Source organism: Rhodococcus sp. MPR-R1B, assembly GCF_058793255.1.
Genome location: NZ_JBXAFO010000029.1, coordinates 44119 through 65797, shown reverse-complemented (window position 1 = coordinate 65797; position 21679 = coordinate 44119). Strand labels below are relative to the sequence as shown.

The following is a 21679-nucleotide window of genomic DNA, read 5'->3' as shown; positions in this document are numbered from 1 at the left end:
GGTGGGCGGCGGCGGGGCCGGTTGGGCGCCGGCCACTCCCGAGGTCCCTACGACACCGGTAAACGCAATGCTCCCTGAGAGCACTGTTCCGGCCACTGCCACTGCACACTTTCGACGCCACATCATCGATATACGAGGGTATGCGAACGTGAGGGAACGTCCGAATCGCCACGCAAGCAGAGGGATCGAAAACAGGCGATTCGGTTTGTACATCGGTCATAGTGGACGATCGCCGCCGATGAGTTCCACCACCACGCAGAGTCTGTAACAGTGGGGTAGTCGACTACTCGAATGGCGCACACGCACTGACGACAGGGGATCGGTATGGGCAAGATCGTGGTGACAGAATTCGTGTCTTTGGACATGGTCATGGAAGCGCCCGGTGGCGAACCGGGCTATGCGCACACTGGATGGGTCTTTCCGTACCAGGAGGGCGATCAGATGAAGTTCAAACTCGACGAAACCCTCGCCGCGGACGTGCTTCTACTCGGTCGACGGACCTACGAGAGCTTCGCCGGTGCCTGGCCTGAGCGCGAAGACGACCAAGGCTTTGCGGACAAGATGAACGAGATGCCCAAGTACGTCGTCACGAGTTCGACGAAGCCGCTCGAATGGAACAACTCGACGGCGCTCGACGGTCCCATCGAGGAATCCGTTCCGAAGTTGAAGGAGCAGATCGACGGCGAAATCCTGGTCGCGGGAAGTCGGACGCTCGTCCACGCGTTGTTGCTGGCCGGTCTGGTCGACGAGCTACGGCTGATGGTCTTCCCGGTCATTCTCGGGTCCGGCGGGAGAGTGTTCCCCGAATCGGCCGACAAGATCGACCTCGAGTTGAAGGACGATCGTCGGTACGAATCCGGAGTTCAGGTGCTGACGTACCACCCCACGGTCGCGTAGACCTCTCGAAAACATCTGTGGCCGAGCCTCTTCGAGAGTCTCGGCCACAGATGTCTTGCGGCTAACTGTTTTCGGGGAAGCCGAGGTTGATGCCGCCGTGGCTGGGGTCGAGCCAGCGACTGGTGACGGCTTTACCTCGCGTGAAGAAATGAACACCTTCTGTCCCGTGAGCGTGGGTGTCACCGAAGAGGCTGTTCTTCCAGCCGCCGAAGCTGTAGTAGGCCATGGGAACTGGGATGGGGACGTTGATGCCGATCATGCCGACCTCCACCTCGTTCTGGAAGCGTCGGGCAGCGCCGCCGTCGTTGGTGAAGATGGCGGTGCCGTTTCCGTACGGGTTGTTGTTGATCAGTTCGAGGGCTTGGTCGTAGGTATCGACGCGCACGACGGAGAGAACAGGCCCGAAGATTTCGTCGGTGTAGATCGACATGTCGGTGGTGACGTGGTCGATGAGGGTGGGTCCAAGCCAGAAGCCGTCCGGTCCACCATCGGCCTGGACTGTACGTCCGTCGACCACGATGGTGGCGCCGTCCTTCTCGCCTGCATCGACGTATGAGGCGACCTTGTCGCGGTGGGCCTTGGTGACGAGCGGACCCATGTCGGAGTTCTTGGTGCCGTCACCGGTGACGAGGGGAGTGGTGCGCTCGACGATCTTGGCGACCAGTTCGTCGGCGATGTCGCCGACTGCGACCAGGGCGGAGATCGCCATGCATCGTTCGCCCGCGGAGCCGAATCCCGCGTTGACCATTGCGTCGGCGGCGAGGTCGAGGTCGGCGTCCGGCAGAACGATGGCGTGGTTCTTGGCGCCGCCGAGTGCTTGCACGCGTTTGCCGTTGGCTGTGCCGGTGGCATAGACGTACTGGGCGATGGGGGTGGATCCGACAAACGAAATCGCTTTGACTGCTTTGTTTTCCAGAAGTTCGTCGACGGCGAGCTTGTCACCTTGGAGGACGTTGAAGACGCCGGGGGGCAGACCGGCTTCGGCCCAGAGTTCGGCGAGCCAGATCGCCGCGGTGGGGTCCTTCTCCGAGGGTTTGAGAATCACGGTGTTCCCGGCGGCGATGGCAAGCGGGAAGAACCACATCGGGACCATCGCGGGAAAATTGAAGGGGGAGATGATGCCTACGGGGCCGAGGGGTTGGCGGATGGAGTAGACGTCGACCTTGGTCGATGCATTCTCGGTGTATCCGCCCTTGAGGAGATGCGGTATTCCGCAGGCGAATTCGACTACTTCTTGTCCGCGGCTGATTTCGCCGAGGGCGTCGGAGAGAACCTTGCCGTGCTCGGCTGTGATGATCTCGGCGAGTTCACCTTTGCGAGCGTTGAGGAGTTCGCGGAAGCTGAACAGTATCTGTGTGCGACGGGCCAGGGAGGTGTCACGCCAGGCAGGGAAGGCCGCCGCAGCAGCGTCGATGACGGTGCGAGCGTCCTCGAGGTTCGCCAGGGCGAGTCGGCCGGTGATCTGTCCGGTGGCGGGGTTGGTGACGGGGGCGGTGTTCTCGGATGTTCCGGCGAACGACTTGCCGTCCAACCAGTGTGCGATGACACGAGTATCAGTGCTGGTCATGGTATTTCCTAGTGGTCTGGTGGCTCAGGAGTTCGGGGAGGTGTACTTGGCGACATAGTCGTTCATCGTCTCGCGCTGGTACCGGGAAACCTCGTGTGCGTTTTCGTTCTCGGCGAAGACGCTCGACACCATCACGGTGTTGTCACGATCGTAGAAGCCGAGTTTGCCGAGGCCGCCGAAGAATTCGTCCCAGTTGACGTCTCCGTCCCCGATTTTGAGGTGTTGATGCACTCGAACGGCATTGCCTGGCGGATTGGTGATGTAGCGAAGTCCGTGGGAACGGTGATGATCCATGGTGTCTGCCACATGTACGAGACGGACCATGTCGCCGGCGGCCTCCATGATGGCGGGAAGGTCCCCACCCATGTGGAATTGGTGGCACGCCACGATCACCATGCCGAGGTTCTTGGAGTTCACGCCACGGATCGTGCGGATCGCGGCAAGTCCGTCTTCGACAAAATCGTCCGGGTGCGGGTCGATCAGGACGTCGATCCCCTCGCGTTCGATGATCGGAAGCAGTTCCTCCATCGAACGATAGAACGCACGCTCGGACTCTTCGGCTTTCTCGGGGCGGCCGGAGAATTCGGTGTTCATGACGTTGACACCGAGATCGACCGTGATCTGGATGGCCCGCTTCCAGTAACGCACTGCTGCTTCGCGAGCGTCCTCGTCCGGGCCGGACCACCGAAGGACCGGGAGCACCGACGCGATGCCGACTCCCGCACTCGCGCAGGCCTTCCGGAACTCGGTGACGAGCGCGTCGTCGGCTTTCGGGTGATTGAAGAACGGGATCATGTCGACGTGCGGTGTGAGCTGCAGGTACTCGTACCCGAGATCGGCAACAACTCGGGGAAGCTCCAGCAGCGAGTAATCGTGATGGAACGGTGTGGGATCGAGAGCGACCTTCATCGCTACGCTCCGGCCACAGAGTCGCGCGCAACCATGTCCACGACGACGCGTTGACCCGTCTCCAGAGACTTCACGCCAGCGGCGCAGACAGCGGCCGCGGCGTACCCGTCCCAGGCACCTGGTCCGTCGATGTAGTTGCCGGTGCCGGCGCCCGTCTTCACTGCCTTGATCCACCGGGCGAACTCGGTGTCGTATGCCTGCCCGAAGCGTTCGCGGAATCCTGGGGTGATCTGCCCACCCCAGTTTCCGGGCTTGGTCTTTCGGATCAGTCCCACGTCGAGTCCGATCATCGCGCTTCCGAGTTCGCCGACAACTTCGGTGCGCACCTCGTAGGCAACTCCGGTGGTGACAAACACCTCGGCGTCGACGTGTCTACCGGACTCGGTCTCGAATATCGCGATCTGTGGGTCTTGAATGCCCTCGGGAGCAAGCGAATTCGCAGACGGCCGAATTATCTGCACCGAGGTGATCTCTTCGTCGAGCAGGAATCGCGTCACGTCGACCTCGTGGACGAGCGAGTCCTTGACGATCATCGCGCTGTCGAAGCCGTTCGGAACCGCAGGATTGCGGTGCGCGCAGTGCACAACGAGAGGGCGACCGAGATCGCCGCTGTCGATCAAATCCTTGAGCTGGGTGTATTCGTGGTCGAACCGGCGCATGAAACCGACCTGGATCAGTTTCTTTCCCAGCGCTGCTTCGGCTTTGACGATCGCCAGCGAACTGTCCGCGTCGGTGGTCAGCGGCTTCTCGCAGAGAACCGGCTTGCCTGCTTCGAGGCAGGCAAGTACCTGCTTCTCATGGGTCGGGCCCGGGGTTGCGAGCACAACGGCGTCGACGTCCTCGGCTGCGATGGCATCGAACGGATCGACGACGACGCGTGACCCCGGCGTCAATGCTGCGATTTCCTCGGCGCGGGCAAGAGAGTAGTCGTTGACGACAGTGACTCGGGCACCGCCGATTTTGTTGGTGATGCGGTCGACGTGATCGGCCCCCATGATGCCGACGCCGAGCACTGCGATCCGGAGATCCTGGTTGTCAGACATGCGGTGGTACTCCTCGATTGTGTTGCTCAGCTGAAACGGACGGCGGGAACGCCACAGGTGGACAGGTATTTCTGAGTGCGCTGTGCGATGGGCAGCGGTGTGTCGGGATGGCAGGGATACATGTCCTGCTCGACGATCGCGAACACGTCGATGCCGAGGTTCTCGATGGCCTCCAGAAGCGGTGGCATGTCCGGGATTCCGCGCGGTGGTTCGATCATCGCGCCGAGTTTGACCGCTTCGCCGAACGGCAGGTCCTCCGCCTCCACCTTGGCGACGATCGCCGGATCCACCTGCTTGAGGTGCAGGTACCCGATGCGCTCCGGATGCTTGTTGATGATGGCCAGGTTGTCGCCGCCGCAGTAGCTGATGTGGCCGGTATCGAGGCACAGGTTCACGAAACGCTCGTCTGTACCTTCGAGGAACTTGTAGACGTTGTCCTCGATGTCGACATGGCTGTCGGCATGAGGGTGGTACTGCGCCATGACGCCGTACTCCTCGAGCATCGCCTTGCCGAGAGCGTTCATGCCGTCGGTTTTCTTGCGCCACTGCTCGGGAGTCAGATTTCGATCTTCGAGTACTTCTCCGGTGGAAGGATCGCGCCACATCTCGGGGATGACGACTACGTGCTTGCCACCGACGGCTGCGGTCAACTTGGCGACGTCCTTGATCTGATTCCAGACGGCATCCCAGGAATCGTCCTGGTGCAGGTGTTCGAAAACGGTACCGGCCGAAAGCTTGAGGCCGCGTGCTCCGAGTTCGTCAGTCAGCTTGGCTGGATCGGTCGGAAGGTATCCGAACGGACCGAGTTCGATCCATTCGTATCCCGACGCGGACACCTCGTCGAGGAATCGCGTGTACGGGGTCTGCTGAGGGTCGTCCGGAAACCACACACCCCAGGAGTCGGGGGCTGATCCGACGCGAATCGCGCTCATGTCTAGATTCCTTTCGCGGGCAAGCTTTTTGGGGTGTGGCTGTGCGGAGTTTTCATTCGGATGGACGTAGATACGGTCGCTGGATCTTCTTCCAGGACTCGTAGGTTGTCCGGGCGTTCTTGGTCGATTCCAGTTCGGAAGTAGCTGATACCGGTACGTCCCACCATGATTCGCTGTCCGGGGCGCCGATCAGCGGATCGGTTTCGACGTGGATGACCGTGCTGGTGTCGCTTGCTTTGGCGACTTTGATCGCGTCGGCGAACTCGGCGGCGGTGTTGGCGCGGATGACGTCGACACCGAGGCTGGCGGCGTTCGCGGCCAGATCGACCGGGAGAACACCTCCGTCGAGACGTCCGTCATTCGAGCGGTAGCGGTACTGCGTGCCGAAGCGCTGGGAACCCAGCGACTCGGACAGCGAACCGATGGAGGCAAATCCGTGATTCTGCACCAGGACGACGATGACCTTGAGGCGTTCCTGTACGGCGGTGACCAATTCGGTGGCCATCATCAGATAGGAACCGTCGCCGACCATCACGAACACGTCGCGATCGGGGCACGCCATGCGGACGCCTAGACCGCCGGCAACTTCGTATCCCATGCACGAGTACCCGTATTCGACGTGATACCCCTTGGGATCACGGGTTCGCCACAGCTTGTGGAGGTCACCCGGCATGGACCCGGCAGCGCACACGACGACGTCACGTGGATCGGACAGAGTGTTGACCAGGCCGATCACCTGATTCTGATTCAGTGCCCCGTCGGCAGCGGGTTCGGCTGGGTTGTAGACGGATTCGACGATCGCATCCCAATCGCGAGCGAGTGCACCGATCCTGGACGCGTATTCGTCGTCCACCCGGTAGTCGTTCAGTGCAAGTGCCAGCGCGTCGAGTGCCTCACGTGCGTCGGCGACAACACTGACTCCGCCCTGCTTCACGGAGTCCAGTGAAGCGACGTTGATGTTGACGAAGCGAACGTCGGGATTGGTGAATGCGGTGCGGGACGCGCTCGTGAAATCGCTGTACCGCGTGCCGATTCCGATGACGACGTCCGCCTCGGTGGCCAGTGCGTTTGCGGCCGTAGTGCCGGTGGACCCCACCGCCCCGACGGATTGTGGATGGTCGTAGACCAATGAACCCTTGCCGGCCTGGCTCTGCCCCACGGGGATTCCGGTCTGCGCGCAGAACGCTGCCAGAGAGTCGGTGGCCTGGCTGTAGATCACGCCGCCGCCGGCGACGATCAGTGGCTTGCGAGCCGAGCGGATGATTGCGGCGGCGCGTTCGATCACCGATTGCTCGGGGAGCGGGCGGGCCACGTGCCACACCCGTTCGGCGAAGAAGGACTCGGGCCAGTCGAATGCCTCGGCCTGCACGTCCTGCGGGATGGCGATGGTGACTGCGCCGGTCTCGACGGGATCAGTGAGAACGCGCATCCCGGCGAGCAGAGCGCTCGGCAACTGCTCCGGGCGCCATACCCGATCGAAGTATCGTGAGACCGGTTTGAAAGCGTCGTTGACTGTGACGTCGCCGCTCGACGGGAGTTCGAGTTCCTGTAAGACGGGGGCACTGGCGCGGGTCGCGAAAGTGTCTGCGGGAAGGAGTAATACAGGTAGACGGTTGATGGTGGCCAGTGCCGCGCCGGTGATCATATTGGTGGCGCCGGGGCCGACGCTGGACGAGACTGCCCACGTCTGCAGGCGGTCCTTCATGCGGGCGTGCGCGACAGCCGAGTGCACCATCGCCTGTTCATTGCGGCCGAGCACGTAGGGGAGTGTCGGCTCACGGCCGGCGTCGAGATCCTGGATCTCGGCCTGCAAGAGTGCCTGCCCCAGTCCGGCGACGTTGCCGTGCCCGAAGATTCCGAAGCAGCCGGCAAACAGCTTGGTGCGCTGGCCGTCGCGTTCGGTGTACTGGTTGGCGAGGAAGCGGACGACAGCTTGAGAAACGGTGAGGTATACGGTCGGCTCGTCGCGAGGTAGACGATTGCCGGTTGCGTTGTTGGTGGGTGCCACAGCTTTCACTTCCGTCAGTTGTGGGACTGCAACGGCAGTCGAGGGTCGATGTCCTGGTGATCCCAGCTTCCACGCAGCCAGGTGTGTTGCGGATCGTCACAGATGTTCCACGCCCGGATCTCGCCCGAACCTGCCATGACGTTGAGGTAGTACATGTGGTGGCCCGGCGCTGCGATGGACGGGCCGTGATAGCCGTGCGGCACGAGGACGACGTCGCCCGAGCGGACTTCCTCGAGCACCTCGATAGGTCTCTCGGCGGTTCCGTACACGCGGTGGTAGCCGAACCCTTCGGTCCCGGTGGGGCTGCGGTCGATCTCGAAGTAGTAGATCTCTTCCAGGGCCGATTCGACGTCGCTGTTCTCGTCGTGCTTGTGGCTGGGATACGACGACCAGTTCCCGCCGGGGGTGATGACCTCACACGCGATGATGGAGTCTGCCTCGAAAGTGTCTGCGGTGGCGAAGTTGTGAACCTGTCGGCTGCAGTTACCGGCACCGCGGAGTTCGACGGCAACTCCTGATGCGGGACCGTAGCGATGGGGGAGCTTTGCGCCGGCGCGCGCTCCGCACAGGGCGAAGCGGCCTCCACCTGCGCTGGCCACTGTGTAGTCGGAATCGCGTCCTATGTAGGCGAAGTCGCTCGGTCCGTCGAAGACCGACGCGCGACCGGTCAGGGCGATCTCCGTCCCCTCGGCAACGATCACGGCCGAACCCGACAGTGGAACGACGACTATCTCGTTCTCGCCGGACTGCAGGTGGACGCTCGCGCCGGGGGCGAGTTCGAGTGTCCACAAGCTGGATTCGGCCCACCCGGCGGACTCCGGCGTGACCACTGTCGTGAAATCACCGTCGGCGGACGATCCGGCGGGGACGTAATACTTGCTGAACATCTTGCTCCTGCCAGGTCGGTTCTAGTGGACGAGCTTGACTGCGGTGTCGACGGCCGCGGTCACGTCGCCGTCCGGTGGGTAGAGCAGCGCGCGCCCGACGATCAGTCCGCGCACGGACGGCAACTGAAGGGCAGCGCCCCACTTCGCGTACGTTTCTTCCGGCGCGATCTGCGGATCGCCGCCCAGGAGCAGCGTCGGGAGGGTGGTCGCATCCATGACGCGTTCCATCTCGTCGACGACCGGCAGTTTCATCCACGTGTACGCCGAGGTGGAGCCGAGACCTTGGGAGATGTGGATGGACTTGATGACGGCGTCGGGGCTGAGATCGTTGACCACCTTGCCGTTGACGCGACTGGAGAGGAACGGCTCGAGCATCGCGATCAGTCCGGCCGCGGCCAGTTCGTCAACGGCCTCGGCACATGCCGTCATGGTGGGCAGGGTGCCCGCGTCGTCGAGGGCGATGCGCAGCAGCATCTTTCCGCCGTTCATTCCGAACTTCGCGGTGCCCGCCGCGGTATATCCGGTCATGCGGTCGTCGAGTTCGAAGCTCGCGCCCGCCAGGCCGCCGCGGTTCATCGACGAGAAGACGACCTTGTCCTCGAGGGCCCCGAGGAGGAGCAGATCGTCGAGAATGTCCGCGGTACCGAGAACGCCGTCGACTCCGGGATTGTCGAGCGCCGTGCGTAATCTGTCGAGCAGATCGGTACGACTGTTCATCGCTGTCGGCTTGCCGCCGACAGACAATGCCCCACGCGCTGGATGATCGGCAGCGACGATCATCAGTCGTCCGTTGCCTCGAACGGTGGCACGAGGAGTTCGTGCTGCCCAGGCCTTTTCGATGATCTGCGGATCGCTCGCACGCAGTTCCGTCACGTCGGCGTAGGTGGTGGCGAGGGGGCGGGCGGCGAGCTTGTCAGACATTGACTGCCTCCGTGGCTGTGGCTTCGGCGAGATCGTGGACTTCTTCAGCGGTTGGCATCGCAGTGGAGCATTCGAGCCGAGATGCGACTATCGCACCGGCCGCGTTGGCATAGCGCAGTACCTTCTCCAGTGGCCACCCGGCCAACAGTCCGTGGCACAGTGATCCGCCGAAGCTGTCGCCAGCGCCCAGCCCGTTGACCACGTCGACGGCATTGGGCGGCACGGTGATCGATTGCTTTCGTGTTTTGCCGAGGACACCCTTCGGGCCCTGCTTCACGATCGCCAGTTCGACTCCGAGGTCGAGAAGCGCGTCAGCGGCCTTGTTCGGGTTGGTCTCACCGACCGCGATCTCGCACTCTTCGCGGTTTCCGACGGCTACCGTCACGTGCGCGAGAGCGCGCTGCACCTGAGTGGTCGCTTCTTGGGGTGTCGACCAGAACATCGGGCGGTAGTCCAGATCGAGGACCGTCAGCGGGCGTCGTTCGCGGGCTTCCCAAGCAGCGAAGTGTGTACTGCGACTCGGTTCTTCGGACAGTCCCGTCACAGTCGACCAGTAGAGGGATGCTCCTCGAACGGCGTCGAGGTCGATATCTTCCGGGGTGATCCGAAGATCGGGCGCATGCGGCTTGCGGTAGAAGTACAGCGGGAAGTCGTCAGGGGGGAAGATCTCGCAGAACGTCACCGGTGTCGGGTACTCGGAATTGGTGACGACAAACCTGTTGTCGACGCCCAGACGTGCCAACTCGCGTGTGACGAACTTTCCGAAGGGATCGCTGCCTACGCCGGAGATCAGTGCTGCTCGCCGGCCGAGGCGTGCAGCCGCCACCGAGACGTTTGCTGCGCTGCCGCCGAGAAACTTGCCGAAGGTCTCGACGTCTTCGAGTCCGACACCGGTTTGAAGTGGGTAGATGTCCACCCCCGATCGGCCGATGGCAAGCACGTCGAATGGTGCGTCAGGGATGTGTGACCCGCTCTGGTGAGTGTTGATGCTTGTCAAGACTGACTCCCGAGAGTTCGTGGTGGGCTGCCCGCGCAGGGCACCGTTGTATGACTGAAACTGTGCGCCGCGACACAGCGATTGTCAATAGTTTGTCTGGACATTATGACTTGCGGTCAAGTGAATGTTAGTGTTCGCATACACTGCCGAGAGAAGTAGCGTCGATACGGCGCCTTCCCAAGACAGATCGGAGTTGACCGTGGTCGCAGCACTCGCCGTCGAGTTGGACCGCTCGAGCCCGGTGCCGCTGTATTTTCAGCTGGCCCAGGCAATCGAGGGCGCTATTCTCGGTGGCGAACTTGCCCCAGGTGATCGCTTCGAGAACGAACTGGCGTTGGCCAAACGGCTCAATCTCTCACGTCCGACCACTCGACGTGCGATCCAGGAACTGGTGGACAAGGGCCTACTTGTTCGTAAGCGGGGAGTCGGAACTCAGGTGGTGCAAAGTCCGGTGCACCGCCCGGTCGAGCTCACCAGCCTGTTCGACGACCTTGCGAGGGCCGGCCAGGCGCCGACGACCAAGCTGCTCGAGTTCACGGTGGGAGTTCCCGCCGAGGACGTTGCCGCGGAACTCAACCTCGAACCTGACGCCGAAGTGGCCACCATCAGGCGTCTGCGAAGCACCAACGGCGAACCGCTGGCAGTGATGACCAACTACATTCCGGTGGACATCGCACCCGATCCCGAGGAGTTGGAGACGCAAGGGCTGTACCAAACCTTGCGAACTCGCGGAGTTCACATCCGTGTGGCGCGGCAGCGAATCGGCGCTCGGGCGGCGACTCGCGAAGAAGCAGGATTGCTCGACGAGAAAGTGGGTGCTGCCCTCTTGACCATGAGCCGCACTGCATTTGACGATTCAGGTAGTGCCGTCGAGTACGGCAGCCACTGCTACCGAGCGTCGCGTTACTACTTCGACACCACCGTGGTCGACCGCTAGATCTCGATCCCGGTGACACGAGTACCCGCCTGACCGAGTCAGTGGGGGTGATTTGTGATCCCAGCATTTCTGCGATCCTTCGATCATTTGACCCGAACGGAGCCTCATGACAGGCATTTCAGTAGCAGTTGCCGGATTCGGATGGATGGGCCGCGTACACACGCAGGCGTATCTGCGTCTGCGGCAGCACTATCCCCAGCTTCCCGTGATCCGCCTGGCCGCCGTCGCCGACGAGGTGCCGGGCCGAGGGGAGGAAGCGGCGGACCAATTCGGTTTCGAAGCTTTCACCCAGGACTGGCGCGATATCGCAGCCGATCCGGCCATCGACGCGGTGAGCATCACGGCCCCGAACTTCTTGCACCGTGAAATCGGCGTCGCAATGGCAGAAGCCGGCAAACACATCTGGATCGAGAAGCCCGTCGGCTTGTCCACGGAAGACGCCAAAGCTGTTGCCGCAGCGGTCTCGAAGGCCGGTGTGCAGTCGACCGTCGGCTTCAACTACCGAAACGCGCCGGCTGTAGCCCTGGCAAAGAGCCTGATCGACTCAGGGGAGTTGGGCACGATCACGCACTCGAGGTTTCGTTTCCTCAGCGACTATGCGGCCCACCCTGAAGGCGCTTTGAGTTGGCGATACGAGCGTGAGCGCGGCGGCGCCGGCGTCCTGGGCGACTTGGCTTCGCACGGCATCGATCTGATTCGTCATCTTCTCGGTGACGTCGACGCTCTCGTTGCTGATACTGCGATCTTCATCCCGGAGCGTGCGCGTCCGTCCGCCGCTACCAGTGGACATGCCCGAGCCAGCGGCGGGGAGATGGGAGCTGTCGAGAACGAAGACTTCGTCAGCGCACTGCTGCGGCTCGGCTCGGGCGGCCGCTGCACCCTCGAAGCGTGCCGAGTCGCCGTGGGAGAGCAGAACAACTACGGATTCGAGATTCACGGTACGAAGGGTGCCGTGTTCTGGGATTACCGCCGGATGGGTGAACTGGGCACCAGCCTCGGCTCGAAGTATCAGGACCAATCCGTCACGACGGTTTTGGTCGGCCCCGAGTCGGGAGAGTTCGGCCGCTTCCAACCCGGCGCGGCCAACGCCATGGGTTATGACGACCTGAAGGTCATCGAGGCTCGCAATTTCGTCTCCTCGATCGTGGACGGAGCGCCGCAGGGCGCGACCATCGCTGATGCTGTCGCGTCGGCGCAGGCTCTGGACGCGATGGTTGCCTCGGTCTCCTCCGGTGGCTGGATTTCTCTCGGCTGATCGAGAATTGCTCCGAAAGGCTCTGGCGCAGTGACATTTCCCCGCGGACTGGCGTTGCTGGTGGCAGCAGCACTGTTCATGGAGATGCTCGATGCGACGATTCTCGCAACCGCACTGCCGTCGATCGCCCAATCCTTCGGAGTTGACGCCGTCGACGTCAATGTCGCCGTTTCTTCGTACCTCCTGGTGTTGGCCGTCCTGATCCCGGCGAGCGGATGGATGGCCGACAGGTTCGGAACGCGACGTGTCTTCATCTCTGCCATAGCCGTTTTCACGGCGGCGTCGGTGGGATGTGCACTGAGCACCTCCCTCCCGATGCTGGTGGGGATGCGCGCACTACAAGGGGTAGGCGGCGCCATGATGGTGCCGGTAGGGCGGCTCGCAGTATTGCGGGTGACGTCGAAGGCGGAACTCGTACGGGCTATCGCTTACTTGACGTGGCCGGCGCTCACAGCGCCGGTTCTTGCGCCCGCTGTGGGTGGAGCCATCGTGTCGATCGCTTCGTGGCGCTGGATCTTTCTGATCAACGTTCCGATCGGGATCGTCGGGTTTCTGCTGGCATTGCGCATGGTGCCCGACATTCGGCAAACACAGAAACGGAGCCTCGACTGGCTGGGATTGGTGGTGATCGGAGCAGGCGTCGCAGTGCTTGTCGTGGCGCTCGACAGCGTGCACAGTGCCGGAACCGACTGGCTACGAGTGGGCCTCGGGATCATTGCGGCTCTGATCTTGTTGAGCTTGGCCGTCATTCACCTCATCCGGTCGGATCACCCGCTCATCGCGCTCCACGTCCTCCGACTTCGATCGTTTCGGCTCGTCGCGTCGAGCGGCTCGCTGTACCGGCTCGTGATCATGGGCGTGCCGTTTGTGCTGCCGTTGTTGTTCCAAGTGGGATTCGGAATGTCGGCGTTCAAGGCCGGTCTGCTGGTGATGGCTCTGTTCGCGGGGAATATCGCGATCAAACCGCTCACCACTCCGCTCATGCGCAGATTCGGGATCAGACGAGTTCTGGTGGGAAACGGAGTTCTGTCCGTGGTGTGCTTCGGTGCGCTGGTACTGATCTCGTCGACGACACCGGACGTCGTTATCGCTGTCGCACTGTTTGTCAGTGGCGCGTTTCGATCCATCGGGTTCACCGCGTACAACAGCTTGGCGTTCGCCGACGTCGACTCGGATGAGCTGACCGATGCAAATACTCTGCATGCAACGCTGCAAGAGTTGGCATCCGGTCTAGGTATTGCACTGTCCGCGTTGGTGATCACGCTCTGCACACCGTTGGCGGAGTCGGAGGATCTGAGCGCCGGAGTGCCGTTTTCTCTGACGCTGGGTGTTCTCGGGGCCATGCTGGTGCCGACGGTGATCGAGAGTTGGCGGCTCCCACGCGATACGGGTGCTGTGGTGTTGGTGCGCCGATAATGAAGCGTCTTCCGCCACCTTCATCATAACGCGGGACCCGGGGCTTGCGGCAAGGCCCCGGTGATGGTGCACACTCGTCTGCTGCGAGCAAGCAAAAGCCTTGCCCGAAGGAGGGGATCGCATGAGTGACGTCATCATTGTCGGTGCTGGACCAACTGGATTGATGCTGGCAGGTGAGCTCCGGCTACAGGGCGTCGATGTCGTCGTCGTGGACAAGGACGAGGAGCCGACTCAGTTCGTCCGTGCCCTCGGCATCCATGTGCGCAGCATCGAAATCATGGAGCAGCGCGGGTTGCTGGACAAGTTCCTCGCGCACGGCCGCAAGTATCCGCTCGGTGGATTCTTCGCGGGGATCAGCAAGCCGGCACCTGCGCACCTCGATACTGCGCACGGGTACGTACTGGGAATACCTCAGCCCGAGATCGACAGGATTCTTGCCGAACATGCCACCGAAGTCGGCGCGGAAATTCAGCGAGGGAAGCGTGTCGTCGCGATCCGTCAAGACGCCGACAAGGTCACAGCGGAATTATCCGACGGCACAACACTTCACGCGCGTTACCTCGTGGGCTGCGACGGCGGCCGCAGCACTGTTCGGAAGCTGATCGACGTCGGGTTTCCCGGCGAGCCGTCGAGCGCCGACACGTTGATCGGCGAAATGGACGTGACCATGCCGGCTGATGAACTGGCCGCCGTTGTCGCCGAAATCCGGGAAACGCACAAACGATTCGGAGTCGGTCCCGCAGGCAATGGTGCTTTTCGTGTCGTGGTCCCTGCAGCCGAAGTTGCCGACGGTCGCGCAACACCGACCACCCTCGACGACATCAAACAACAGCTACTGGCCATTGCCGGTACCGACTTCGGTGTGCACTCGCCGCGGTGGCTCTCGCGCTTCGGCGACGCCACTCGTCTGGCGGAGCACTACCGGCGCGACCGGGTGTTTCTCGCCGGCGACGCCGCACACATCCACCCACCGATGGGCGGTCAAGGTCTCAATCTCGGTGTGCAGGACGCCTTCAACCTCGGCTGGAAGCTCGCCGCCGAGATCAACGGCTGGGCACCGGAGGGCCTGCTCGACACGTACGAATCGGAACGGCGTCCGGTGGCTGCCGACGTTCTGGACAACACGCGCGCCCAGGCCGAGTTGATCTCCACCGCTGCCGGACCACAAGCGGTGCGGCGCTTGATCTCCGAGCTGATGGAATTCGAAGACGTCAAGCGCTATTTGACCGAGAAGATCACTGCGATCTCGATTCGCTACGATTTCGGCGAAGGCGACGACCTACTCGGTCGGAGGCTGCGTAACATCGCGTTGACCCGCGGCAACCTGTACGACCTGATGCGATCCGGCCGCGGACTTCTTCTCGACCAGGGTGGCCAACTGTCCGTCGATGGTTGGAGCGATCGAGCCGACCACATCGTTGACACAAGCACTGAATTGGAAGTTCCGGCTTTCCTGCTTCGGCCGGACGGTCATGTGGCATGGGTCGGGGATACACAGGCGGAGTTGGATACTCAGCTGTTTAAGTGGTTCGGCCGGCCAACGGCGTAGGGCTATCTGGTTCCACCTCTAAGCCGACTGGTCGCTTAACACGCCGGCCAATGGGCTGTGTATTGATCCGATACTTCGTCGTGGTCGCGATAGAGCTGTTTGCGTTTGCGCGTTGGAAGTCGGTCGCCGAAGACAATGCCGTTGATGTGGTCGGTCTCGTGTTGGAAGCAGCGCCCGAGGGTGCCACCTGCAGTGATTTCGATCGGGTTGCCGTATTGATCGTTTCCGCGACAGGTCGAGAAGTCGGGTCGCGCGAGGTCTGTGTAGGCGCCGGGTAGGGACAGACAGCCTTCGCAGTAGTCGACTAGCTGCCGGTCGACTCCTTCAGGAAGGTCAACGACCGGATTGCAGACGACGCCGGTGCGTTGCGTCCCTACCTCGTCGGTGCAGTCGTAGATGAACACCGCGAGGTCGACGCCGATCTGTTGAGCTGCGAGTCCTGCGCCGTTTGCGGCGGTGTTGGTAGCGAACATGTCTGCCAGCAGATCTTGGAGATCGCTGCCGAATTCAGTCACTGGCCGAGCTGGCGTATGAAGGACAGGGGTGCCCCAGCGAATGATCGGTTGCGCGGTACCTAGGCGGAGAAGTTCGGAGACAGGCATGAGGTTCATGTTCCGCTCTGCTCCTGCCCAACGCAACGAGAGTGTTCGCGTTCGACCGCTACGTTCCTCACCGCCGTGCAGCGCCGGTTTACTCTCCCGCGTCGCGCGGACCGCTGTCTGAACATTGGATCTGGTGCAACTTTCAGTCAGCGTGCTTGACGGTCCCTTCGCCTCCACGCTGTCGAGCCCTACCGGGATTGATGTGGAGCCGAACACCCTCATAGGTGACTGTGTACGGCACATCGTCATCGTTGTCCGGGTCGCCGGAGTCCGCAGGATCCGGCAGTTCCGCGATCTGTTCGATGACCGTCTGTGCTCGCGCCGCACCAGGATCGAACATTTCCTGAAACGGCCCCACGAACGAGCCACCGAGTCCGCGGCGCTTCGCCCGAACAGCCGCCCACCCGAATGTCGCCAACGGGCCGATCATGGCGAACAGCACTAACAAGTCCCACCCCATGCTTCGAGCGTACCGACCGATCGGCATTAAGCGGCACAAGTCTCTTCAGTGCTGCCGTCCCTCAGCTCATTCGTCTCTCGGACTGTGCCTTCAGTAGATCGGCCAGTCGACCAGGTGAGATCCGCTCGCGAACCGCCTCCGTCACGAGTTCGGCCTGCGTCTGAGGCGCGAGGCCGTCGATCGGTTGGTCTCGGTCCAGATTGGTCGGGAAGGCGTAGCCCTCGGCCGAGGCGGCGACGGCGCACCGAACTGCCTCGTCGGACCCCGACTCGCTGAGAGCGAGCAGTGCCGGATAGATCGCGTTGACGAGTGCCTCCCGGTCGATGGTTCCGAGGGCTCGACCGAAGGCCGACGACACCTGGAGAAGATTTGCCATACGCAGGACGTCGGCGGACTTGTTGTGGCCTGCCGCGTGGAACAGCGCTGGGTTGAAGAAGACGGCATCTCCCTTCTTCAAAGGTAATTGGACGTAGTTGGCTTCGAAGAACTCCTTGAACTCGGGACGCTCGAACGCGAGGTATCCGGATTCGAATTGCTGCGAGTACGGCAGATACTTCGTCGGCCCCGTCTCGGCCGGCATATCCACGTGGGCGACTGCACCTTGCAAGGTGAGGGCAGGGGTCAAGCGGTGCACATGCGCCCGAAACTTCGCGGCTACGTCGCTCGACATGAAACCGAGGTGGTAGTCGCGATGTGGATTCTGTGCGGCGCCACCGGGATTGACGACGTTGACGTCCGACGTCACCTGATACATGGGGCCGAGCCACGCTTCCGAAGCCAAAGCGACAATGCTGTTTGCGTAGTAGTCGACGTAAGCCTTGGGATCTTCGAGCGCCAACTTCAGTTGTGCGCCCCAGATTCGGTCATTGGCACCAGGTTTGGCGAAGTGATCTCCGGACGCTGCACCGGATTCGTGTTGGCGCGCAATGAGTTCACGGAAGACCGCGCTGGCGCGATCCAGTATCTCCGCGTCGAATGCGCCTTGAAAGACTGTGATACCGGGGCCGGTGAGTAACGCCCGGGCGATCTCGTCTTGGATCTCGGCCCGGGTTTCAGGATTCGACGATTGCTCTACCAATGCTTCGGAGCGGTACAGAAGAACCCCGTCGGCCACTGAATGGGCGTACGGGTAGTCGGCAAGGGCGGTGTCGTGCGCGACCAAAGCGGCGAAGTCGTCGATGTTGCAGTCTTCTCGGTGCAACCTACCTGCGGACGGCACGGTGTGGTCGGTCAGTGATGGAGTCATTCGGGGCCTTTCCTGCGGTGTTCAAGATGCGCTGTACCTCAAAGACTGCCAAGGAGAACCCATCGAAACTACCCCTGAAATCCATCAAAAAGACATCAGAAACTTTCCCCCACGGGCTCGACCGAGACAGTTGCCCCCGCGGAGTGCATCGACTTGATCACGGCAGCTGCCACGAGATTTGCCCGCAGGCCGTCCGCGGCTGTGGCCAACGTCGAGGGTCTTCCGGTGCTCAATGCGTCGATCCACTCTTGAAGTTGGCGCCGATACGACTCGGCAAAACGCGGAATCCAATCCGCCGCATAGCCGTACGAGTGGGATCGATCCGCGTCGGTGTGGATGACCACCGGTTCGGCGAGACGAGCGGCGCCGATTTCGCCCACGACCTCGCACCGAGTGTCGTAGCCGTACCGCGCGTTGAGAAAGACCTCGACCGTGGTGAGAACGCCGTCGGCGGTGCGCAGCATGATTATCTGCGGATCCTGGCGATCGGTCACCAGCGAACTCGAGCGCCCGCAGTGCCAGCTGGCTGCGACGACGGGGGAGTTCAAGATCCACGGCACGATGTCGAGTTCGTGAATCGCGGAGTTGGTCACCGTGGATTCCGAGCTGCCACCCGGGTAGGCGCTGACAGTGCGACTCGAGCAGTGCACGATCAGTGGGTCACCGATACGGCCGGAATGTGTTTCGGCCTTCAGCGCCACGTATCCCGGATCGAAGCGGCGCATGAATCCGACGCTCACAAGGGGGCTTTCGGGGTTCTCGGCCGCAGCGACGCGTCGGCAGTCCTCTGCTGTCACTGCGAGGGGCTTTTCACACAGAACCGGTATTCCGGCTTCGACAGCAGCAAGCGTGAGGTCGGCATGCGTTGAATCATGGGAAGCGATGACTACGGCGTCCACACCGGCGTCGTTGATCAGTTTCAACGGATCGGTCACCCACCGTGCGCCGACTGCGGACGCTACGGACTTTGCTCGCTCTTGATCGAGGTCTGCAACCACAGAGACCGTTGCCCCGGAGACCGTGGAGTGGAGATTGCGGACGTGGTCGGCGCCCATGACGCCGGTTCCGATCACACCGACACGAATCGACATGAGGTTCCTACTTCCAGAGGATTGAAACGGACAACCTAATGTCCTTACATATTTCGAGATTCGACTCTACAGTTCGAGGCATGACTTCTTCTACAGTTCTGGAACTCCCTCGCACCCGGGTCCCCGATCCGGTCGACGCTCCGACTTTGCGCTGGGGGATCCTCGGGCCTGGCTGGATTGCACAACGCTTCGTGGAGTCACTGCAGAGAAATACAGCGCAGGAAGTCACGGCCGTCGCTTCGCGCGGACTCACCCGCGCTCAGGCCTTCGCGGACAATTGGGGGATCCGACGCGCTCACGGTAGCTACGACGCTTTGCTTGCCTCCGAGGATGTGGACGTCGTCTATGTCGCAACACCGCACACTGCTCATTTCGATTGCGCGATGGCGGCATTGGATCACGGCAAGCATGTCGTGGTCGAAAAGCCGCTGGCTTTGAACGCAGCGCAGGGACGGGCGATTCAGGAGCGGGCGACTGCGCTCGGACTGTTTTGCATGGAGGCGATGTGGACGTCGTTTCTGCCCAAGTTCGACGTGATCGACCAGATCCTCGAGGCGGGGCTGCTGGGAACCATACGTACGGTTCTGGCCGATCACGGCGAACGGTTCGAGACCGATCATCGTATCTACGATCCAGCGCTTGCGGGTGGGCCACTTCTCGACCTCGGGACCTATCCGGTCAGTCTCGCGTATCGGGTATTGGGTGTTCCTACTGCGGTTGCTGCCCTGGGCGAGCCGGCGAATGACATGGTGAACGGCCAGATCTCAGCGGTTCTGTCCTGGGCAGGCATTGCTCAGGCCAGTCTGAACACCACGATCCTTGCTGACACGCCCAACACGGCCTCGATCTGCGGCGACAAGGGGATGATCGTTCTGGACTCGACGTTCTACCGGCCCGGGGCCTTCACTGTCCGGCTAGGTGACGGAAGATCTGCGCGCTACGACGATCCGGTCGACGGATACGTCGGAGGTCTCGCGTTCGAGGCGGCCGAGGCGGCGCGGCGGATCACCGCCGGGGATATCGAGTCGCCGGTCCATCCGCTCGACGCGGCCATTGCGACGCTCGACATCCTCGACGAGATCCGCCGTCAGGTGGGGATCACGTTCCCGGGTGAGGGCTAGAGCGTGAAGGCCTTCCGGAAAGCAGTGAGTGCGGTGTCACTGTCTCCGGATGCCCAGCCCTCCAAACCGATCGTGCCGGTGTAACCCTGGTCGGCGAGCACGCGTGCGATGGCGGGGTAGTTGATCTCGCCGGTTCCGGGTTCGCATCGGCCGGGTACGTCGGCCACCTGAATCTCGCCGATGTTGTCACCACAACGCCGCACGAGTTCGATGAGGTTTCCTTCGCCGATCTGTGCGTGGTAGAGGTCGAGCATCATCTTGAAGTTGGGGTGTGAGACGGATTCCACCAGTGCCAGAGTGTCTTTGGCGCGGGCCATCGGTACGCCGGGGTGATCGACGATCGTATTGAGATTCTCGAGGCAGAAGACGACTCCGGCTTCTTCGCCCAGTCTCGCGATCTTCTCGAGAGCGCGTTGGGCGGTCAGCCACATCGCTCCCGTAGTTCGATACTGCGGGCGCGCAGCCTGTCCGTCGATCAGCTCGCCGGTATGGAAGTTCAGCCGGGGAACGCCGAGTTTCGCTGCCGGAGCGAGGCATAGCGCCGCTGTGCGTACCAGTTCGGCGCTGCCGGCTTCGTCGAACAAATCGCCGTGGAGATAGCCGGTCATCGAGGAGAACCGAGCTCCGGTGGCGACCAGAGCTTCGAGGTCTTTGTCTTGCCAACTCCAGATCTCGGCTGCGAACCCCGCCTCCGAGATCCGCCGAACACGCTCGACGACAGGGAGTTCGGTGAACGTCATCTCGGCAGAGACCGCCAAGTCGAAGGGGCTCACTGCGGCACCGCCAGCAACGAGACGGGCAGTCCGGTTTCCACGGATTCTTTTGCGGCCAGTGCGATTTCCAGGGCGTTGCGAGCATCGAGACCGTCGACCGACGGCGCGCTGCCGGAGCGGATGCAGTCTGCGAAGTGCGCCAGTTGGGCGACATAGGCGTCGTGAAACAGTTCGATGTTCACCCGAGGTGTGTCGGCCAGAACGCCCGGTGAGCTGTAATGACGCATCGCGGTCCGCGTGACCTCGCCTGCACTCACCATTCCACCGGAACCGAAAACTTCGCCGCGAACGTCGTAACCGTAGGTGGCTTGGAAGTTGGCCTCGGCCGACGCGAGGGCGCCGTTGTCGAAGCGCAACTGAACCATCGACGTGTCGAGGTGCCCCTGCTCCTTGTACTGCGGATGGATGAGAGCATCGGCCTGCGCGAACACCTCGACGACGCGTGCCCCGGGGTTGAGCCAGAGCAGAGCGTCGAAGTCGTGAATCAGTGTCTCGTTGAAGATCGTCCACGGCTTGACTCGGGAGGCGACGTCGGCGGTGATTCCTGGGTCGCGGGTCAGAGAACGAAGTAGCTGTGGGGTTCCGATCCCGCCGGCGGTGATCACGTCGTGGGCCGCGGTGAAGTCGGCGGCGAAGCGCCGGTTGAAACCGACTTGCAGCGCAACGTTGTTCGCGGCACACGCGCCGATCGCGCGATCGGCGTCCTCGAGTGTCAAGGCCATCGGCTTTTCGCAAAAGACATGTTTGCCGGCCTCCGCGGCGGCCACCACGAGATCGGTGTGAGTTGATGCGGGCGTACTGATGAGCACCGCTTCGACGGTCGGATCGGCAATCAGCTCAAGGGCGTCGGTGTACGCGCGGGCGTCGGGACTGACACGTTCGATCAACGACGCCGCAGCGCCGGGCGCAGGATCGGCGACGGCGACGAGACGGGTGCCGGGGATACGCAGCGCGACGGACTCGCCGTGGAAGCGGCCGATCCATCCGGCGCCGATGAGACCGACTGCAACAGAGGCAGACATGGGGGCTCCGTTCGGAGTGAGAATGAGGAACTAGATCGTTCTAGTC

At 62.3% G+C, this 21679-nt stretch carries 20 protein-coding genes; 6 read left to right on the top strand and 14 right to left on the bottom strand.

Annotated elements, in window-relative coordinates; genetic code table 11:
* The first annotated feature begins 324 nt into the window (after nt 1-324).
* Nucleotides 325-897 carry a dihydrofolate reductase family protein gene (locus AC1Q61_RS27840; protein ID WP_492650999.1) on the top strand — a complete coding sequence of 191 codons (573 nt, stop codon included), beginning with the start codon at nt 325-327 and terminating at the stop codon, nt 895-897.
* A gap of 61 nt (nt 898-958) precedes the next feature.
* On the opposite strand, the gene AC1Q61_RS27835 is transcribed toward AC1Q61_RS27840, so the two are convergent.
* From AC1Q61_RS27835 to iolC, 8 genes are read right to left on the bottom strand one after another with little or no spacing between them, the layout of a single operon-like run.
* A complete protein-coding gene (locus tag AC1Q61_RS27835; protein ID WP_492651000.1) occupies nt 959-2464 on the bottom strand; it encodes a CoA-acylating methylmalonate-semialdehyde dehydrogenase in 1506 nt (501 codons plus the stop codon).
* A gap of 24 nt (nt 2465-2488) precedes the next feature.
* Nucleotides 2489-3373 carry a sugar phosphate isomerase/epimerase family protein gene (locus AC1Q61_RS27830; RefSeq protein WP_070796145.1) on the bottom strand — a complete coding sequence of 295 codons (885 nt, stop codon included), beginning with the start codon at nt 3371-3373 and terminating at the stop codon, nt 2489-2491.
* Nucleotides 3374-3375: 2 nt separating this feature from the next.
* Entirely contained in the window at nt 3376-4416 is a 1041-nt protein-coding gene (locus tag AC1Q61_RS27825; RefSeq protein WP_019747669.1) for a Gfo/Idh/MocA family protein, read from the bottom strand.
* Between the two features lie 26 nt (nt 4417-4442).
* Entirely contained in the window at nt 4443-5348 is a 906-nt protein-coding gene (locus tag AC1Q61_RS27820) for a sugar phosphate isomerase/epimerase family protein (protein WP_387404188.1), read from the bottom strand.
* Nucleotides 5349-5400: 52 nt separating this feature from the next.
* On the bottom strand, nt 5401-7356 hold the full coding sequence (gene iolD, locus AC1Q61_RS27815; protein WP_492651001.1) for a 3D-(3,5/4)-trihydroxycyclohexane-1,2-dione acylhydrolase (decyclizing): 1956 nt from the start codon (nt 7354-7356) through the stop codon (nt 5401-5403).
* Nucleotides 7357-7370: 14 nt separating this feature from the next.
* Complete coding sequence (gene iolB, locus AC1Q61_RS27810) at nt 7371-8243, bottom strand: 5-deoxy-glucuronate isomerase (protein WP_195791093.1); 873 nt, start codon at nt 8241-8243, stop codon at nt 7371-7373.
* A gap of 21 nt (nt 8244-8264) precedes the next feature.
* The gene (locus AC1Q61_RS27805) at nt 8265-9164 is read right to left on the bottom strand and encodes a Cgl0159 family (beta/alpha)8-fold protein (protein WP_020907000.1); all 900 of its coding nucleotides are present in this window, start codon (nt 9162-9164) and stop codon (nt 8265-8267) included.
* Nucleotides 9157-10161, bottom strand: coding sequence for a 5-dehydro-2-deoxygluconokinase (gene iolC, locus AC1Q61_RS27800; protein ID WP_175413811.1), 1005 nt, complete (start codon nt 10159-10161; stop codon nt 9157-9159). The genes AC1Q61_RS27805 and iolC overlap by 8 nt, the downstream gene beginning before the upstream one ends.
* 199 nt (nt 10162-10360) lie before the next feature.
* Here iolC and AC1Q61_RS27795 point away from each other — a divergent pair, with 199 nt between their 5' ends.
* The 4 genes from AC1Q61_RS27795 to iri all read left to right on the top strand — a co-directional run bounded on the left by AC1Q61_RS27795 (nt 10361) and on the right by iri (nt 15318).
* Entirely contained in the window at nt 10361-11098 is a 738-nt protein-coding gene (locus AC1Q61_RS27795; RefSeq protein ID WP_003941006.1) for a GntR family transcriptional regulator, read from the top strand.
* Nucleotides 11099-11204: 106 nt separating this feature from the next.
* A complete protein-coding gene (locus tag AC1Q61_RS27790) occupies nt 11205-12353 on the top strand; it encodes a Gfo/Idh/MocA family protein (protein ID WP_046378299.1) in 1149 nt (382 codons plus the stop codon).
* A 30-nt stretch (nt 12354-12383) separates the two neighbouring features.
* Entirely contained in the window at nt 12384-13769 is a 1386-nt protein-coding gene (locus AC1Q61_RS27785; protein WP_492651002.1) for an MFS transporter, read from the top strand.
* 121 nt (nt 13770-13890) lie between these two features.
* A complete protein-coding gene (gene iri / locus AC1Q61_RS27780) occupies nt 13891-15318 on the top strand; it encodes a rifampin monooxygenase Iri (RefSeq protein WP_492651003.1) in 1428 nt (475 codons plus the stop codon).
* A 35-nt stretch (nt 15319-15353) separates the two neighbouring features.
* Here the strand turns inward: iri and AC1Q61_RS27775 are convergent, their stop codons facing one another.
* From AC1Q61_RS27775 to AC1Q61_RS27760, 4 genes are all read right to left on the bottom strand, one after another.
* Nucleotides 15354-15833 carry a peptide deformylase gene (locus AC1Q61_RS27775; protein ID WP_230091127.1) on the bottom strand — a complete coding sequence of 160 codons (480 nt, stop codon included), beginning with the start codon at nt 15831-15833 and terminating at the stop codon, nt 15354-15356.
* Nucleotides 15834-16062: 229 nt separating this feature from the next.
* A complete protein-coding gene (locus AC1Q61_RS27770; protein ID WP_046379858.1) occupies nt 16063-16380 on the bottom strand; it encodes a hypothetical protein in 318 nt (105 codons plus the stop codon).
* 61 nt (nt 16381-16441) lie between these two features.
* Nucleotides 16442-17626, bottom strand: a complete 1185-nt coding sequence (locus AC1Q61_RS27765; RefSeq protein ID WP_020907007.1) for a phytanoyl-CoA dioxygenase family protein — start codon at nt 17624-17626, stop codon at nt 16442-16444.
* Between the two features lie 95 nt (nt 17627-17721).
* A complete protein-coding gene (locus AC1Q61_RS27760; RefSeq protein WP_492651004.1) occupies nt 17722-18717 on the bottom strand; it encodes a Gfo/Idh/MocA family oxidoreductase in 996 nt (331 codons plus the stop codon).
* 80 nt (nt 18718-18797) lie between these two features.
* Here AC1Q61_RS27760 and AC1Q61_RS27755 point away from each other — a divergent pair, with 80 nt between their 5' ends.
* Nucleotides 18798-19838 carry a Gfo/Idh/MocA family protein gene (locus tag AC1Q61_RS27755; protein WP_492651005.1) on the top strand — a complete coding sequence of 347 codons (1041 nt, stop codon included), beginning with the start codon at nt 18798-18800 and terminating at the stop codon, nt 19836-19838.
* Here the strand turns inward: AC1Q61_RS27755 and AC1Q61_RS27750 are convergent.
* Complete coding sequence (locus tag AC1Q61_RS27750; RefSeq protein WP_243617091.1) at nt 19835-20611, bottom strand: TIM barrel protein; 777 nt, start codon at nt 20609-20611, stop codon at nt 19835-19837. The genes AC1Q61_RS27755 and AC1Q61_RS27750 overlap by 4 nt on opposite strands.
* Nucleotides 20608-21633 (bottom strand): Gfo/Idh/MocA family oxidoreductase, encoded by a 1026-nt coding sequence (locus tag AC1Q61_RS27745; RefSeq protein ID WP_492651006.1) that lies wholly within the window; start codon nt 21631-21633, stop codon nt 20608-20610. Before AC1Q61_RS27745 ends, AC1Q61_RS27750 begins: the two co-directional genes overlap by 4 nt.
* Between the last annotated feature and the right edge of the window lie 46 nt (nt 21634-21679).